At 69.2% G+C, this 15,318-nt stretch carries 16 protein-coding genes; 7 read left to right on the top strand and 9 right to left on the bottom strand.

The window, feature by feature from the left end; translation table 11 throughout:
- Window positions 1–166: 166 nt before the first annotated feature.
- On the bottom strand, window positions 167–676 hold the full coding sequence (locus tag ACMGFH_RS21380; RefSeq protein WP_415380647.1) for a hypothetical protein: 510 nt from the start codon (window positions 674–676) through the stop codon (window positions 167–169).
- Between the two features lie 885 nt (window positions 677–1,561).
- On the opposite strand from ACMGFH_RS21380, the gene ACMGFH_RS21375 reads away from it, so the two are divergent.
- Entirely contained in the window at window positions 1,562–2,110 is a 549-nt protein-coding gene (locus ACMGFH_RS21375; protein ID WP_415380645.1) for a bifunctional nuclease family protein, read from the top strand.
- 20 nt (window positions 2,111–2,130) lie between these two features.
- Here ACMGFH_RS21375 and ACMGFH_RS21370 read toward each other — a convergent pair whose 3' ends face one another.
- Complete coding sequence (locus ACMGFH_RS21370) at window positions 2,131–3,492, bottom strand: glycosyltransferase (RefSeq protein WP_415380644.1); 1,362 nt, start codon at window positions 3,490–3,492, stop codon at window positions 2,131–2,133.
- Window positions 3,493–3,653: 161 nt separating this feature from the next.
- On the opposite strand from ACMGFH_RS21370, the gene ACMGFH_RS21365 reads away from it, so the two are divergent.
- Entirely contained in the window at window positions 3,654–3,857 is a 204-nt protein-coding gene (locus ACMGFH_RS21365; RefSeq protein WP_415380642.1) for a hypothetical protein, read from the top strand.
- A gap of 63 nt (window positions 3,858–3,920) precedes the next feature.
- Window positions 3,921–6,530, top strand: coding sequence for an efflux RND transporter permease subunit (locus ACMGFH_RS21360; RefSeq protein ID WP_415380640.1), 2,610 nt, complete (start codon window positions 3,921–3,923; stop codon window positions 6,528–6,530).
- Window positions 6,531–6,722: 192 nt separating this feature from the next.
- On the opposite strand, the gene ACMGFH_RS21355 is transcribed toward ACMGFH_RS21360, so the two are convergent.
- From ACMGFH_RS21355 to sdhC, 4 genes are all read right to left on the bottom strand, one after another.
- The gene (locus tag ACMGFH_RS21355; RefSeq protein ID WP_415380639.1) at window positions 6,723–8,288 is read right to left on the bottom strand and encodes a (R)-citramalate synthase; all 1,566 of its coding nucleotides are present in this window, start codon (window positions 8,286–8,288) and stop codon (window positions 6,723–6,725) included.
- A 164-nt stretch (window positions 8,289–8,452) separates the two neighbouring features.
- Complete coding sequence (locus tag ACMGFH_RS21350; RefSeq protein WP_415380637.1) at window positions 8,453–9,481, bottom strand: LLM class flavin-dependent oxidoreductase; 1,029 nt, start codon at window positions 9,479–9,481, stop codon at window positions 8,453–8,455.
- Window positions 9,482–9,545: 64 nt separating this feature from the next.
- A complete protein-coding gene (locus ACMGFH_RS21345) occupies window positions 9,546–9,902 on the bottom strand; it encodes a DUF192 domain-containing protein (RefSeq protein ID WP_415380635.1) in 357 nt (118 codons plus the stop codon).
- Window positions 9,903–9,972: 70 nt separating this feature from the next.
- A complete protein-coding gene (gene sdhC / locus ACMGFH_RS21340) occupies window positions 9,973–10,389 on the bottom strand; it encodes a succinate dehydrogenase, cytochrome b556 subunit (RefSeq protein WP_415380634.1) in 417 nt (138 codons plus the stop codon).
- A gap of 129 nt (window positions 10,390–10,518) precedes the next feature.
- Here sdhC and ACMGFH_RS21335 point away from each other — a divergent pair, with 129 nt between their 5' ends.
- Window positions 10,519–11,193: a helix-turn-helix domain-containing protein gene (locus ACMGFH_RS21335; RefSeq protein ID WP_415380632.1), complete on the top strand. Its 675-nt coding sequence runs from the start codon at window positions 10,519–10,521 to the stop codon at window positions 11,191–11,193.
- A gap of 30 nt (window positions 11,194–11,223) precedes the next feature.
- Here ACMGFH_RS21335 and ACMGFH_RS21330 read toward each other — a convergent pair whose 3' ends face one another.
- A complete protein-coding gene (locus ACMGFH_RS21330) occupies window positions 11,224–11,772 on the bottom strand; it encodes a DUF4188 domain-containing protein (RefSeq protein WP_415380631.1) in 549 nt (182 codons plus the stop codon).
- Window positions 11,773–11,847: 75 nt separating this feature from the next.
- Entirely contained in the window at window positions 11,848–12,336 is a 489-nt protein-coding gene (locus ACMGFH_RS21325; RefSeq protein WP_415380630.1) for a halocyanin domain-containing protein, read from the bottom strand.
- A gap of 175 nt (window positions 12,337–12,511) precedes the next feature.
- Between ACMGFH_RS21325 and ACMGFH_RS21320 the strand changes: the two genes are divergently transcribed.
- The 3 genes from ACMGFH_RS21320 (at window position 12,512) to ACMGFH_RS21310 (ending at window position 14,193) form a co-directional block, all read left to right on the top strand.
- Window positions 12,512–12,895: a hypothetical protein gene (locus ACMGFH_RS21320; protein ID WP_415380629.1), complete on the top strand. Its 384-nt coding sequence runs from the start codon at window positions 12,512–12,514 to the stop codon at window positions 12,893–12,895.
- Window positions 12,896–13,099: 204 nt separating this feature from the next.
- Window positions 13,100–13,690, top strand: coding sequence for a hypothetical protein (locus ACMGFH_RS21315; RefSeq protein WP_415380628.1), 591 nt, complete (start codon window positions 13,100–13,102; stop codon window positions 13,688–13,690).
- A gap of 32 nt (window positions 13,691–13,722) precedes the next feature.
- Entirely contained in the window at window positions 13,723–14,193 is a 471-nt protein-coding gene (locus ACMGFH_RS21310; RefSeq protein ID WP_415380627.1) for a VOC family protein, read from the top strand.
- Window positions 14,194–14,229: 36 nt separating this feature from the next.
- Here the strand turns inward: ACMGFH_RS21310 and ACMGFH_RS21305 are convergent, their stop codons facing one another.
- The gene (locus ACMGFH_RS21305) at window positions 14,230–15,291 is read right to left on the bottom strand and encodes a lysylphosphatidylglycerol synthase transmembrane domain-containing protein (RefSeq protein ID WP_415380626.1); all 1,062 of its coding nucleotides are present in this window, start codon (window positions 15,289–15,291) and stop codon (window positions 14,230–14,232) included.
- Window positions 15,292–15,318 lie beyond the last annotated feature (27 nt).

Raw genomic sequence — 15,318 nt, 5'->3', positions numbered from 1 at the left:
TGGGTGGGGTGGGGAACGTGACGCGGCAGGCGGATAGGGGCCCGAACGCGTCGGAGTGACAGGGTGGGGTGGGGTGGGGTGGGGTGGGTGGGTGGGTTGGTGGGGAGTGACGAGTGGTCTGTCCCGCGGTGGGGAACGGGAGCGCGGACAGCAGTTTCGTCAGCCGTTACGGGGCGGCCGTGGCCGTCGCCGTCGCGTTGGCCGCGTCGGACGCGGTCTCGTTGGCCGCGTCGTCGTTCGGCGTCAGCGAACTGATCCGCTCGCCGAGCGACTGCGCGCCGTCGACCGTACCGCCGACGTGGTTCCCGACCGCCTCGTGCACACCGCTCACGAAGTCGGGGACCTGTTCGGGCAGGTCGACGGGCGGGCCCTGGCTGCCGTTCGTGGCGTCGGCCGCGCCGGCACCGGGCACGTCAGCAGGCGGTCCGCGGCGGGCGTCGGACTCGTTCGCGGCGTCCGATTCGTTCGCGGCGTCGTCAGCCTCGGCGTCGTCCGCATCCGAGTCGTTCGCGTCCGACTCGGTAGCCCCGTCTCGCGCGTGCTCGTCCTGCGCGTGGTCGCCGGCCTGCGCGTTGTCGTCCTGTGCCTGGTCGGGCGCGTTGCCCGGCATCGCCATCGCAGCGCCGGTCGCGAGCAACAGCACGCTCGCGAACACGGCGACGAGTTTCAGTTTCATACTGGGTCTGTCTCCACTCGCTCGATAGCCGGCGGACCCCTTGAAGGGGGCAAGCGCTGGCACCCAGTTGCCCCGATTTCAGCCGGTTTAAGCGGATTGAATCGACAGTTAACCTGGAGTAACTCGGCTTAGACTGGCGATATAGCGATCGAGAGGGAATGGAGGTCGATCGGGTCGATTCGCGGTGTCGTCCGCGCTCTTGGTGAAATGTAACAGGTCTGTCGACGGTGTCGTGGTGGAAATTCGTCGAGGCGACACTGATGAGTCGTGTTCAGATCGGTGTGCGAACTGAGCAGTTGTTTCTGTTTGAGTTGGCGTGAGGGGAAGGTGAGTAGATGGGACCGCTACTGACAGCAAGGGATGAAAGCCCTCGGCGCGCTCGCGGTCGCTGAGCGAGATATCCTCACTCGCTGCGCTCGCTCGGATAGTGGCTCGCTCAGGCGACTATATAAACGCGAGCCAGCCTCGCCCTTTCAATCCGCCAGGAAGACAGCACCGCTACCGCACAGCACCGCGCCTCACACCTCCCCAGCCGATTCGCTCACTCCGTTCGCTCATCCCTCGCACGGTTTCGTCGCGGCATGAACGCCGCGACAGCGCGCGCCACCGCCATTGTCCACCCTCTGGGCTGTACTGAGCATCCGGCGCCGAAGCTGCCGGTTCACTGGAATCGAGCGAAACGAGATTCCGGCCTTCCTCGTGAGCGAAGCGAACGAGGGCTCGTCAGAGCTTTGCTCTGACGGTGTCTCGCGGAGTGGAACGACGCGGGGCTCGGTAGCGCACGGCGCTACCGGTGTTTTCACCCACGTTTTTGGCTGGGGGGTCGCCTGCGGAAACCCCCAGCGAAAAAGATGGTTTTTGGGGTTCGCGCCCCAACCCTGTGACATGGCAACACACGAGGCCACAGTGGAGGGGGTCGGCGTCGGCGTCGGCGACGACGGGCCGGGCCACCCGGTCGTCCTCCTCCGGGTGCGCGAGGAACTGATCCCCATCTTCGTGAGCGCCGACCAGGCCCAGTCGATGCAACACGCCCTCGACGGGACGCCCTTCGAGCGGCCGCTCACCCACGACCTGTTCGTCGACATGGTCGCGGAGTTCGGCGCGGCCATCGACCGCGTCCGCATCGACGACCTCGCCGACGGCACCTTCTACGCGAAGATCGACACCGAGCAGTACGCCGACGACGAGCGAACGGAGATGGTCTTCGACGCCCGCCCGAGCGACGGCATCGCGCTCGCCCTCCGCGTGGACTGTCCCATCATCGTCTCCGACGAGGTCGTCGACCAGGCCGGCCGCGACCCCGACGACCTCGGCTTCGTGGACGAGGAAGAGGCGCGCCGCCAGCGCGACCTCGGCGATGAGCGAGAGGGAAGCGAGGGGTTCGACTTCGGCGACGACGAAGACGACTCGCCCTTCGGCGACGACCCGTTCTGATCGCCGACCGACCGGCCGCCTCAGCCGTCTTTGCTCGCGTGGAACCACTCCCCATCCCACGTGATCGCGTACTCGACGGCGCCCTTGACGCCGGCGAGTCCGTACAGCGGGAAGACGATAGGGGCGAGCAGCCACCCGACGCCCACGCCGTCGACGTGGCCGCCGACGGCGTCGACGACGCGGACGAGCAGGCTCACGCCGACGACGGCCGCCAGCGGGACCGCGAGCAGCGTAGCCCGCCCGGTCGCGACGAGTACCGCCACCTTCGAGACCAGCGAGAGCAGTAGCAGGTTTCCGAACACCGCGCCGGCACAGGTCACGAGCGCGACGACGCTCCGCGTGTCGAGCGGTCGCAGCGCCGCGAGACGGCGGTGCAGGACCTGCGCGTAGCCGGTCATCCAGCGCTTGCGCTGGCCCCACCAGTCGCGTCCGCAGTGGGCCGCCTCGATGGTCGAGGGCCGGGAGAACAACTCCTCGACGGCGAGGCGGGCCTCGTACCACCGGAACGCGAAGTCGAAGTCCTCGGTGAGCATCGTCGCGTCGTAGCCGTCGACGCGCTCGAACGCCGTCCGGCGCATGACGACGGCGCGGCTCGACACCATCCGGAAGCCGGTGAGCAGCCCGATCAGTCGGTGGCTGAGCTGGTTCAGCAGGACCGACTCGTAGTACGCCAGTGTCTCGACGAGTCCGTCGGGTTCCGGGACCGTCCGGCCCTGGACCGCGTCGGCACCGTCGATCAGGCGCGCGACCGCGCCGCCGACGAACCCTGGATCCACGCGCTCGTCCGCGTCGAACACCGCAACGACGGGCGCGTCGGTCACCTCGGCGGCGTAGTTAACCGCGCCGGCCTTCGACCCCGGATAGCGGGTGTTGACCAGGCGCTCGACGCGGGCGTATTCGTCGGCCAGTTCGGCGGCGCGGGCGAGGCTGGCCTCGTCGTCGGGCTCGGCGACGACGGTCACGTGGAGGGTCGCGTACCGCGAGTCGAGCAGGCTCTCGACGCTCCGGTCGAGCGCCGCCGCGTCGCGATACACCGGGACGATGGCGGCGACCCGAGGGCCGTCGGTCACTTCGGCGTCTCGCTCGCCCCGGCCGGCGAGTTCCGCGACCATCACGAGGCCCGACACGGCGACGAATCCGGAGAAGCTCAGGATCGAGACGACGGCCTCGATGACGACGACCGCACCGACGGCGAGTAGCGGCGGGTCGACCGACACGCTGACCGACCCCCGCAGGTAGCCGAACGCGACGACCGCGGTGACGACCGCGGCGAAGGTCGCCTCGTCGGTGATCCGGCGGAGGTACCGACCGACCCGGCCGTCTACCGTCTCGCTCAGTCGCGGGACCACGGGTGGTTCGAACCAGCCGGTCGGATCGATCACGGGTCCCACCTCGCCGACCGCGACGGCGACGACTGGTGGAGGGAGGGAGTGTGAACAGGGACCATCTCGTTCGTGATATCACTCGATTATCACTTGAGTGCTTCGCCACCGGGACGCCGCGGCCGGTGAGGGATTTTGTGTCCGAAGACCGAATGGACGCCATGGGATCCGACGGTCTCGTCGACCTCGACCAGGAGACGTGGGTGGTGCTCGCGAAGTACAACCTCGCGCTCGCGACCCTGTTCAGCGTTCTCGCACTCGTCTCTCGCACGGCCTTCGCCGGAAACCAGCCCCTGCTCGTCGAGAACGGCGCGCTCGCAGTCCTGTTCGGCGCCGTCCAGACCTACGCCTGGCTGTCGGCGTGACGGGGATGACCGCGACTACCGGTTGTACAAGAATTAACCGCTCGGGCGGCGGATATCGGTGCAATGGACATCGCAGACCGGTACGCGCGGTTCGTAACGGACCGGAGCCTCCTCGTCGTCGTCGCGCTGTTGCTGGCGACGCTCGCCGTGGGTGCCGGTGCGGGGTCGGTCGACACCGGCCTCACGATAGCGAGTTTCGCCGGCGACTCGACGGAGGCCCAGAAACTCGACCACGCGGAGACGAACTTCACCACCGAGGGCGAGAACGCGACCGTCGCCCAGGTAGTCGTCCGCGGCGAGAACGTCCTCTCGAAGGAGTCGCTGGTCGAGACGCTCCGCCTCCAGCAGGCGTTCCGCGAGAACGCGACAGTCAACGCCTCGCTCGCGCCCGGACGGTCGATCGCCGGGATCGAGAACCTCGTCGCCACCGCCGCGATCCGGGCGGAGGGCGAGAGGCGGCAAGGCGACGGAGCCGCAGGATCTGGCGCCGACGGCGGCGAGCAGGCCGACAGGCCGCCAGCGGCGCCGTCGCTCGACGCCCAGATCGAGCAACTGGAGCGCATGTCCCCGGCGGAGGTCGAGGCGGTCGTCGCGCGGGTTCTCGACCCCGACCGGCGGACCGCGGGGCCGGTGGACCCGTACACCCTGCTAGCGACGAGTTACGAGGCGGGAGCGTCGACTGCCGACGGGCGGGTCACCTTCGTCTTCCAGCGGGCGCCCGAGAGCGCCGACGGACTGCCCGAGTCGACCGTCGAGGGGCAACTCGCGATGGCGGCGCTGACCGATCGGGGCGTCACCGCGAGCGAGGCCTTCGTCTTCGGTCCGGCCGTCGTCGACGAGCGGTCGGGCCAGGCCACCGGCGAGAGCTTCGCGCTCATCTCACCGGTCGCGCTGTTGCTCATCCTCGTCGTCCTCGGTGTCGCCTATCGCGATATCGTCGACGTGCTGCTCGGTCTCGTCGGCGTCGCGCTCGTGCTTGTCTGGATGGGCGGGTTCATGGGCTGGGCCGGCATCGGCGTGACGCAGATCCTCATCGCCGTCCCGTTCCTGCTCATCGGCCTCTCTATCGACTACGCGCTCCACGTCGTGATGCGCTATCGGGAGGCCCAGGCCGACGACCCGGAACGGACGCCCCGAGAGGCGATGCGGATCGGTCTCGCGGGCGTCGTCGTCGCCATCGGCGCGGCGACGTTCACCACGGCGGTCGGCTTCAGTTCCAACGCCGTCAGCCCGCTGCAGTCGATCCGCGAGTTCGGCATCACTAGCGCCGCCGGCATCGTCTCCGCGTTCGTCGTCTTCGGCGCGTTCGTCCCCGCGTTGAAACTCCTGACCGAACGGGCGCTCGACCGTTTCGGTCTGGCGCGCCGACGGCGCGCGTTCGGCCGGGAGGGGCGGATCGGCGAGGTCCTGCGAGTCGGGGCGACGGTCGCGCGGCGCGCGCCGGTCGCCGTCGTCCTCGTCGCCCTGCTAGTCAGCGCCGGTGGCGGCTACGCCGCGACGAACATCGACACCTCGATCGACCAGATCGACTTCCTGCCGCGGGACTCCCCCGAGTGGATGGACTCCGTCCCCGAGCCGTTCCGCCCGGGCGACTACGCCGTCCGCGAGCAGGCCATCTACCTCAACGAGCAGTTCGTTCGGTCCCAGGAGCGCTCGGAAGCCGTCTTCCTCGTCGAGGGCCCGGTGACCGATCCCGACACCCTCGACCGACTCGCCGCCGGACGGGAGCGGCTCGCGAACGCCTCGACGCCGGTCACGCTGGCGGACGACGAGTTGCAGGTCACCGGCCCGCTGGAGACGATCCGGGCGATCGCCGCCGAGAACGAGTCGGTCGCGGCGCAGTTGAACGCCAGCGACGGGAACGGCGACGGCGTTCCCGACCGGGATCTCGCCGCGCTGTACGAGGCGGTCTACGCCGCTTCGCCCGACGCGGCGAGCACCGTGATCTACCGCGAGGGCGGCGAGTACCGCGCACTCCGAACGACTGTCGCCCTCCGGGGAGGCGCCGACACCGGGACCGTCACCGAGGAGATGCGCGCGGTCGCCGACACCGTCGAGACGGGGAGCGACCTGACGGTGACAGCAACCGGTCAGCCGATCGTGCAAGAACTCGTCCAGCGGGGACTGCTCCGGACACTCGTCGAGGGGTTCCTGATCACCCTGGGGGTCATCACGCTATTCCTCGCGGGTATCTTCCGGGCGCGCTACGGCGCGGCGTCGCTGGGACTCGTGGTCGTCGTCCCGGTCGTATTCGCGCTCGCGTGGCTCGTCGGCACTATGTACCTGCTGGGGATCTCGTTCAACACCGAGACCGCCATCATCGCCAGCATCGCTATCGGACTGGGGGTCGACTACGCCATCCACGTCGGCGAACGGTTCGTCCACGAGCGGTCGAGCGCCGAGTCCGCGCAGGCCGCGCTCGACCGGACCCTGCGAGGCACCGGCGGCGCGCTGCTGGCCAGTGCCGTCACGACCGCCAGCGGGTTCGGCGTCCTCCTGCTCGCGCTGGTCCCCTCGCTCCAGCGGTTCGGCATGGTGACGAGCCTCGCCATCGCCTACTCGTTCGTCGCGAGCGTACTCGTCCTCCCGAGCCTGCTCGTGCTGTGGGATCGCCACGTCGGGGGTTCGGCAGGTATGAGCAGGGACGAGGAAGCGGTCGCCGCGGTGGACTGAGCAGGATCGGAGGGGTCGCAGTGGCTGAGCGGTACGGTTGCTGTGCGGTTGCGGTTTCACGGGTAGCATCCGGCGCGGAGCGCCGGTTCACCGGACGCGAGCGAACGAAGTGAGCGAGTCGTCCGGCCTTTTTCACCCATGTTTTTGGCTGGGGGGTCGCCGCAGGCGACCCCCCAGCGAAAAAGATGGTCTTTAGTCGTCGGCGATGACGCGGTCGTCGCTGGTGGCGACGAGGCGGTCGATGGCGTCGACCATCGCCTCGACGGAGGCGCGGGTGATGTCCGAATCGCTGGCGGTGACGGTGACATAGTCGTCGCCGCGGGACATCTCTACCTCGACGGTGACGATGGCGTCCGTCCCGCCAGTGATGGCGTCGACGTGGTAGGATTCGAGATGGGTGTCGAAGGAGCGTCCCAGCGCCGACTGGACGGCGTTGATCGCGGCGTCGACGGGGCCGGAACCGATCTCGGCCTCGGTGCGCTCCTCGCCGTCGACCAGCAGGGAGACGGTCGCCGTCGGCGTGTTGCCGCCGGCGACGGTGGTGAGTTCCGTGATCTCGACCCGGCGGTCGTGCTGGTCGCCGGTCACGTCCTCGGCGATCGTGAGGAGGTCGGCGTCGGTGACCCGCTTGCCGCGGTCGCCGATCTCCTTGACGCGGGAGACGATCTCGGCGAGTTCGTCGTCGGTCACTCCGAAGTCGTGCTCGTCGAGCGCGGCCTTCACGCCGGCGCGACCGGCGTGCTTGCCGAGCGCGAGCCGGCGCTCGCGACCCACCTTCTCGGGCGGGTAGGGCTCGTACATCGCGTCGTCTTTCAGGGTGCCGTCGGTGTGGATGCCCGACTCGTGGGTGAAGGTGTTCTGGCCGACGACCGCCTTGTTGGGCGGGAGCTGGATGCCCGTCGCGTTGGCGACGAGCTTGGCCAGGTCGTACACCTCGGTTAGTTCGAGCGTCTCGACGCCGTAGCCGTGCGAGAGGGCGATCGCGACCTCCTCGATGGCGACGTTGCCGGCGCGCTCGCCGATGCCGTTGACCGTGCCGTGGACGACGTCGGCGCCCGCAGCGATCGAGGTCAGGGCGTTCATCACGGCGAGCCCCAGATCGTCGTGAGTGTGGGTGCTCACCGGCCCCAGTTCGGAGAGGCGGGAGACCGCTTCGAGCGCGCCGTCGGGCGTCGCGTGGCCGACGGTGTCCGCCCAGCAGATGCGGTCGGCGCCCGCCTCCAGCGACGCGCCGAGCAGTTCTTCGAGGTAGTCCAGGTCGGCACGGGAGCCGTCCTCGCCGATGACCTCGACCCACAGGCCGTGGTCTTTCGCGTACTCGACGAGTTCGACCGTGTCGCGAACGTTCGCTTCGTGACTCGTTCCGACCTTCTCGGTGATGTGCCGGTCGCTCGCGGGCACGACGAGATTGATCCCGTCCACGTCGCACTCCATCGCGAGGTCGATGTCGCGCTGGATGCCCCGGCAGAAACTCGTGACCGTCGCGTCGAGGTCGAGTTCGGCGACGCGGGAGATGGTCTCGCGCTCGCCGGGACCGGTGCAGGCGCTGCCGGCCTCGATGAAGCCGACGTTCGCGCGGTCGAGCGCCCGAGCTATCCGGGCCTTTTCGTCGGGGGTGAGCGAGATACCCGGCGCTTGCTCGCCGTCGCGCAGCGTCGTGTCGAGAAACTGTACGTCTCCGGCGTCAGAGAGGTGAGTCGTCTCGGGATGGTCGCCAAAGAGGGTCGTCCCTTCGCGCTCACCGGAACCGTCACTCATGACGGAGAATTTCGCGGCCAGCCGCCGTGAGGCGACTTCCTCTATCCTCCGTGTCGGTGTAGTCCGACATCGTATGCTACCGTGAAGCGAGCGGTCCTAATTAAACCGTCGGGTTCGCCGCGTGGATGGTCTCGGCCCGCCAGCGCGGGGGTCGTCCGATCCCCTCAGCGGGGCGCCAGTCCGATGCCCTCGGCCAGCAATTCGTGCGATCGCAGCGCGTCCTCGTGGTCGGCGACGACGTGCTGGATCATCACCTCGTCGACGCCGACGCGGTCGGCGAGCTGACTCAACAGCCCGTCGAGGGTCTCCGGACTCCCGGAGATGGCACGCGGCCACTCGCCGGGGTCGAGCGTCGCCGGCGTCGGCTCGGGGGCGGCCCCGAGCTCGTCGATGGCCTCCTCCACCGAGGGCGTGGTCCCGATCTCTCCTCGTTCCATCCGCTTGTAGGACGCCTCGGCGGACGCTCGCAGCCGCGCCGCCTGCTCGTCGGTCTCGGCGCAGACCGCGTTCACCGCGACCATCCCCTCCGGTTCGTCGATCCCTCCCGAGAGCGCCGACGGCTCGAAGCGATCGCGGTACTCCTCGAATGCGGGCGCGGCGAACTGCGGCCGGATGAACGCCGCGAAACAGAATCGCAGGCCGAGTTCGCCCGCGATTGCCGCGCTGGACGCGCTCGACCCGAGCACCCACGGCACCGGCGGGTCCTCGCCCGAGCCGGCGATCTCCAGGTCGGCGTAGGGGTGTCCGTCCGGGTAGTCGTCGTAGAGGTGGGTCGCGACGGCCTCGATCTTCTCGGTGTGGTCCTCGTCGGGGTTCTGGACGCGCCGTTTCGTCCCGAGGGCGCGGTCGGCGGCCGGCGACCCGTTGGCCCGGCCCAGGCCCGCGTCGATGCGGCCCGGCGCGAGCGCGTCCAGCGCACCGAACGCCTCCGCGACCTTGAACGGGCTGTAGTGGTTGAGCAGCACCGCGCCCGACCCGAGTCGGATCGCGTCGGTCTCGGCGGCGAGGTGGCCGAGCAGCACCTCGGGGGTCGTCCCCGCGATGGTGCTCGCCATCCCGTGGTGTTCGGCGACCCAGAAGCGCTCGTAGCCGAGCCGTTCGGCCTGCTGGGCGGCCTCGACGGTGTTCGCGTAGGCGTCGGTCGCGGTCCCGTCGTCCGGGACCGGGGAGAGGTCGACGACAGAGAGATCCATACCGGGACTCGTGGGCTGCGATGGATAAACTGCGGGAAAACGACGCGTCCGCCCGGGCGGCCGCTCACCCGTCGTCTTCGAGGACGACCCTGTCGCCGGGTTCGACGCCGTCGGCGGCGCCGCCCGGGAGTTCGACGAAGCGGTCTGCCTTCGCGACGCCGGCGCCGCGCCACGGCGCGAGCGTCTTCACCTGCACCACCTCGTCGTCGAGCAACCAGATCACGTCCAGCGGCGTCCGGACGAACAGCATGTGCACGTCGCGGTAGCTCGTCCGCTCGAAGTCGAACACGAGCGCGTAGCCGTCGGGGAGCGAGGACTTCCCCATCAGTCCCTTGACCTTCGCGAACAGCGAGTCGGCGGTCTCGACGTCCGTGGCGATGACCCGGGCGTCGCCGTCGGCCGACTCGTGGACGAGGCGCATGGCTTGGCATCCGCGCCGGGCGGGAAAACGGTTGCGGCGCCGCGCTCGCGGCTCGCTGCCCCGACGCGCCTCAGACGTGTCCGCCGAGGAACGTCGGGATGCTCCCCACCACGATGGCGCCCGTCACGACGAGCGAGACGTAGAAGCTCCGGTCCTGCGCCTCCAGCCCGAACCCGAGGTCGACGAACAGCAACCGAACGCCGTTGAGGATGTGGAAAACCGCGACGGCGAGTAGTCCGACTTCCATGAAGCGGACGACGAGCAGGCTCTCCAGCCCCTGAAGCGTCTCCGTGTAGGCGACGGTCCCGCCACCGGTCGCCCCGTTCGCCGAGGGGATCGCCGTACTCAGCACCGGAATATGCATGAACAGGTAGCCGATCAGGACCCAGCCGCTGAACTTGTGGAGTATCCAGGCCCACATCCCGGCGGAGAACTCGGTCCAGCGGTCGAACGACTCGACGGTTCCGCGGTCGTAGGTATCGCTCATACGACGACCCTCGACCGCGCGACGGCTGGCGCTGCTGCCGCAGATTTCCGGCTCGTTTAAGAGCGCGGTCGCCCGCCGGGCCGCGAGTTCTCCCGACCACTTTTGGGACCGGGACACGCGCCGGTGAGCATGAAGCGCGTACGGATCACGCTCGACCCGCCGGAGGTCGCCATGCCGCCGGTGTACGAACTGCTGACGCGCGGCGCGAGCTCCCTCCACGAGGTCCACATCGTCAACTGGAACGTCGCGACGCCGCCGGCCGCCTTCCTCCTCCGACTGGCCGGCGACCACGAGCGCTTCGGGGCCGAACTGGAGGAGCGCGTGGACGAGCTTCCCGACTTCGAGTGGGAGCGGCTGCCGCTCGGCGACGACGCGTGTTACTGCTTTCTCGCCGGCGAGGTCGGGGCCGCCGCCCGCGCGCTGTTCGAGAACTTCACCCGCGACAGTCTCCTGACGGTCCCGCCGGTCGAGTGCCACGCCGACGGGAGCAGCACCTTCACGCTCGTCGGGCGGGACGCGGACGTGCAGGCCGCGGTCGACGGCGTCCCCGCGGGTGCGAACGTGACCGTCGAGGAAGTCGGCGGCGGACGAGTCGCGTCCGAGAGCGTCGCGGCCGCCCTTTCGGCCCGGCAACGCGAGGCGGTCGCGGCCGCGCTCGCCCTCGGGTACTACGACGTGCCGCGCGAGACGACCATCGAGGCGGTCGCCGGCGAACTCGACTGCGCGACCGCGACCGCCGCCGAGCACCTCCGGAAGGCCGAGTCGACCGCGATGGCGGCGCTGTTCCGCGAGCGCGGTCGGTGAACCGTCTCGGTGGGTGGCCGTACGTCTCGCTTACTGACCGCTGTCGCGGCGGTCTTCCCCCGGGTTATCGCCGGGGCGTGACGGGGTTTCCGTGCCGGAGAGCCCGAGTCGGCGGTCGTGGTCCTCCATCCGGACGAGCGATCCGTGCTCGCCCAGACCGATGGGCGGCATGTTGCGGTAGAACGTCTCGAAGGTGCCGTCGCTGACGACGTACAGTTCGGCCCAGAACCCGAGTTCGCCGTTGTCTCCGACTTCCTCGTCGTACCACAGCCAGGCGGGGACGTGGAGGTCGTCCGGGTCGTGCGCGAACCGCTTGATGTCCTCGAGCGACCGCCAGTACTGGATGGCGGCGCCGCTCCGCAGGCCCGTGAACGCCGGTAGATACCCGAGAAATCCGTTGTCCGGGTCCGCCGCTAACCGCTCGAACATCTTCCCGGCCGCGAGGCCCGCACGGAGGTACTTCGGCAGCGCTCTGAGCTTGTTGAGCCGCATCCCGTTGATGTAGACCACGTATTCCCCGTCGATCTCCGCCGCCATCCGCTCCCTGTAGATCGCCGCCATCGTTCGGTCTGCGGGCACGCCGTACTTCCAGTTCGCGGCAAGTATTCGACCTCTTGCGGGAAGATACGTTTGTGACGAAGCGCCGGCAGCGACTCATCCCGACTGGTCGAGCGCGACGAACACCGCACCGAGCATCGCCTGACTCTCGTGCGGTTCGCAGAGATACCGGTAGACCGCCGGGCTTTCGAACGTGTACGAGAACGTCTCGTCGTCGGCGTCGACCGGGTCACCGCTGTCGAACCGCTCCTGTTCGGCGACGACGTTGTGGGCACCGCCTTGACCGGTCCATTCCCAGGTGACCTCCGTCCCAGGCGAGACGGCGATAGCCGGCGGTCCGAATTTGAAGAAGCCGATGCCCCCTTCGACGCCGACCTCGACGGAAACCTCCGACTCGTCGCGGTAGTCCACCGTTCCCTCGTAGTTACTAACGTCGTCGAACCATCCCCGGTAGTTGGGTTCTGGGTCGAGAAACGGTCTGTCCTCCCCGTCTCCGTCGCCGTTCCCGCCCTGGCACCCGGCGAAAAGTCCGCCCGTCGCTGCCACGCCGGCGAGCGCGAGGAACTGTCGTCGATCGGGTTTCACACCTGTGTTTCGGTTTCGCCGCCCATTACTATGGTCGGCCTACCCAGCGAGCGCCAGCGCGGGGCGACGCCGCGCTCTCCATCAGGGGGCGACCGTGACCGCCTCCCACCGCGGCACGCGAACCTACTATCGGTACCAGCTGTATTACAAAGACGACGGCTGCCCGATTGGAGACATGGCTACCGAAACGTCACGTTCTGAGACTGGGCTGTCGTACGATATCGAATCGCTCAGAACCCTCGACTGGGTCGCGATACTACTTGCCGTCGCGACCGCCGCCATCCACCTCTACCTGTACACGACGGAGGACTGGCTCCCGTTCCTGCTCGCGGGCGCCGGCTTCCTGGGTGCGATCGCGCTCCTGGTCGCGCTCCCGACGTACCGACACTGGCTCTACCCGCTGGGCGCGCTGTTCGTCCTCTCCCAGATCGTCGGGTACCTGTTGTTGCCGCTCGGTCCGCTCTGGATCGGGATCGTCGACAAGGTGATCCAGGTCGCGCTCGTCGTCGCGCTCGTCCAGCTGTTCCGAACGTCCGGCGAGAGCGACCACATCGGGTGACGCTCGCGGTTCGACGGTGAGAGCGGTACGACGACTGTGGGATCGCCGGCTGGCGCAGGAATCGCGGGAGTCGACGACGCTGCGGAACACGCGGAGAGGACGAAAGAATTCTAGTCATACTGACTGTCCGCACCGAGCGAAGCCAGCCACGACACCCCCGGCGAAAGAGGTGGGTTGAAAGCCGTCGAGCGCGACGGACCGGCCATGGAGAAGACGCCCTCGGGGACGTCGGTGGGGGTCGAGGACCCCTACGCCCACGTCGACCGGTGCGACCACTGCACCGACGACGGCCGCTGCCGGTTCGCCGTCGAGCAGGGCGAGCGGGACCCCGAGTTCGCGAACGAGCGAAGCCGCGACGACTTCCGCTGCCCAGTCGTGGGCGACCTGGACCAGGAGGGACTCACGGGCCCGTGGAAGTGGGCCGACTGCCCGCACTTCCGCGTTCGCAACCGCGACCGCGAGTGCGAGCGCTGCGGCCTCGAAGAGCACCGGATGGCCCACGACGACGAGCGGCCGCTCCTCGAAGAGCACCACCTCTCGTACGCCTCCGGGTCGAGAGAAGGCGACGGCGATCCCAGCCACGAGATCACCGTCTTCCTCTGCCGGTGGTGCCACGCCAAGGTCCACAAGTCGTGGGCGAGCGTCGACGACGACGTGAATCCCGATCCCGAGGCCATCGCCGAGCGCGAGGGACGGCGCTCGCGCGAGCAGGCCGAACTCGGCTTCCAGTCCGCGGCCGAGCGATTCGGCGGCGAGGGCGAGGGCGTCGAGGGCGGAGACGGCTTCGACGCGTAGATTTTTGCGCGTGACGGTCGAACTAGCGTGGTATGACCGACGAGGACCCGACCGGAGCCGGGAGTCCCGATCGTCCGCACGCGGTCGGCCACGTCCACCTGAAAGTGCGGGACCTGGAGCGGGGTCTGGCGTTCTACCGGGACGTCCTCGGCCTCGACGTGACCGAGCGCGAGGGGCGCTACGTCTTCCTCTCGTGGGGCGAGCGCCACCACGACGTGGCCCTGCAGGAAGTCGGCGCGGGCGCGGACGGCCCGGGCCCCGGCGTCGGCCTCTACCACGTCGCCTTCGAGGTCGAAGCCCCGAGTGCCCTCGCGAGCGTCTTCGACCGCCTGCGCGACCGCGAGGTGCAGGTCAGTCCCGTCGACCACGGTATCAGCAAGGCGCTGTACTTCGCCGACCCCGACGGCAACGGGATCGAGGTGTACCTCGACACTCGCGAGTCGCGCGAGGAGACGGCGTGGCGGGGTCGCAACGAGCGGTTCGACCCGACGGAGCTGGCCTGAGGCGGCTGGGCGGGCCGCGGCCGACGACCACGCCGTTCAGACCGTCTCGTCCTCTTCGCCGGGGAGCAGCGGCGCGTCCCGGATCCCGAACGAGAGCGCGCCCGCGGCGATCCCGCCGACGAGGACGATGAACCAGTAGTTCGACAGCCGGAAGAGGAAGACCGCGGCGGTCGACGTCGGGAGGTCGACCAGCGCCATCGCGGCGACGACCGCGGCCAGCGCCACCTCGAACCCGCCGAGCCCGCCCGGTAGCGGGACGACGTTCAACAGCGTCACCACCGGGATGGCGAAGACGACGAGCATGAACGGGACGTGCGAGTCGATGGCGAGGAAGCTCGTGTACAGCGGGAGCAGGAAGAACAGCCAGCCGGTGATCGACAGCGCGACCGCGGCGGCGATGCCGCGGAGGTCCCCCGCCAGCTGCCCGACCACAGCGGTGTACCGTTCGAGCGTCTCCCGGACGCGCTCGGGCGCCAGTGCCGCACCGGCGCGCGCGGAGAGCCGGCCGACGGTCCGTCGCAGCGTGCCGGCTGTCGCCAGCAGCGCGCGCTCCAGGACGGCGCGTCGGTAGACGGCCAGCAGCGTCAGTCCGAGGATACCGACGGAGATGACGACCATCGTCACCAGCACGGACTGGAGGAGCGCGCCGGTGGGGCCGCGGCGCGTGAGGACCAGGACCGCGAGGCCGACGACGGCCAGGACGAGCGACGCGACGACGTTCAGGAAGGCGAAGACCGTCGCCGCCGCGAGCGCGGAGTCGTGGGGCGCGTCGGTCTCCGCGCTGACGGTGTACGACATTAGGACCGGCCCGCCGCTCTGTCCCATCGGGATCACCTGCTTGAGGAACTCGCCGCTGAGGTACGCCGCGCGATAGCGCAGGCCGCCGACCGAGTGCCCGGTGCTTCCGATCAGGCGCCGCACCGCCTCGCTCCAGCACGCGAGCGCGACGAGGACCGACAGGAACCCGACGGAGAGGACGAGCGGCTTCGCCGTCGCCAGCTCCGAGAACACGGCTTCCGGCCCGACCGCGAGGAGGAACCCGCCGACCGCCAGAAGCGCCAGCGTGAACCCGGCCACCAACCGGAGACGACGTGACATACTCGTGAACAGAGACGGCCAGGGAGT

This window comes from Halosimplex rarum (assembly GCF_047715405.1).
GTDB lineage: Archaea > Halobacteriota > Halobacteria > Halobacteriales > Haloarculaceae > Halosimplex > Halosimplex rarum.
Note: the sequence above shows the minus strand (reverse complement) of the source record. Positions and strands in the feature narration are given on the sequence as shown.

Excerpts from the sequence above, each read along its gene's own strand:
- ACMGFH_RS21380 (WP_415380647.1), bottom strand. The coding sequence starts at position 676 with ATGAAACTGAAACTCGTCGCCGTGTTCGCGAGCGTGCTGTTGCTCGCG.
- ACMGFH_RS21315 (WP_415380628.1), top strand. The coding sequence starts at position 13,100 with ATGGAGAAGACGCCCTCGGGGACGTCGGTGGGGGTCGAGGACCCCTAC.
- ACMGFH_RS21310 (WP_415380627.1), top strand. The coding sequence starts at position 13,723 with ATGACCGACGAGGACCCGACCGGAGCCGGGAGTCCCGATCGTCCGCAC.
- ACMGFH_RS21350 (WP_415380637.1), bottom strand. The coding sequence starts at position 9,481 with ATGGATCTCTCTGTCGTCGACCTCTCCCCGGTCCCGGACGACGGGACC.
- ACMGFH_RS21375 (WP_415380645.1), top strand. The coding sequence starts at position 1,562 with ATGGCAACACACGAGGCCACAGTGGAGGGGGTCGGCGTCGGCGTCGGC.
- sdhC (WP_415380634.1), bottom strand. The coding sequence starts at position 10,389 with ATGAGCGATACCTACGACCGCGGAACCGTCGAGTCGTTCGACCGCTGG.
- ACMGFH_RS21345 (WP_415380635.1), bottom strand. The coding sequence starts at position 9,902 with ATGCGCCTCGTCCACGAGTCGGCCGACGGCGACGCCCGGGTCATCGCC.
- ACMGFH_RS21355 (WP_415380639.1), bottom strand. The coding sequence starts at position 8,288 with ATGAGTGACGGTTCCGGTGAGCGCGAAGGGACGACCCTCTTTGGCGAC.
- ACMGFH_RS21335 (WP_415380632.1), top strand. The coding sequence starts at position 10,519 with ATGAAGCGCGTACGGATCACGCTCGACCCGCCGGAGGTCGCCATGCCG.
- ACMGFH_RS21305 (WP_415380626.1), bottom strand. The coding sequence starts at position 15,291 with ATGTCACGTCGTCTCCGGTTGGTGGCCGGGTTCACGCTGGCGCTTCTG.
- ACMGFH_RS21360 (WP_415380640.1), top strand. The coding sequence starts at position 3,921 with ATGGACATCGCAGACCGGTACGCGCGGTTCGTAACGGACCGGAGCCTC.
- ACMGFH_RS21365 (WP_415380642.1), top strand. The coding sequence starts at position 3,654 with ATGGGATCCGACGGTCTCGTCGACCTCGACCAGGAGACGTGGGTGGTG.
- ACMGFH_RS21320 (WP_415380629.1), top strand. The coding sequence starts at position 12,512 with ATGGCTACCGAAACGTCACGTTCTGAGACTGGGCTGTCGTACGATATC.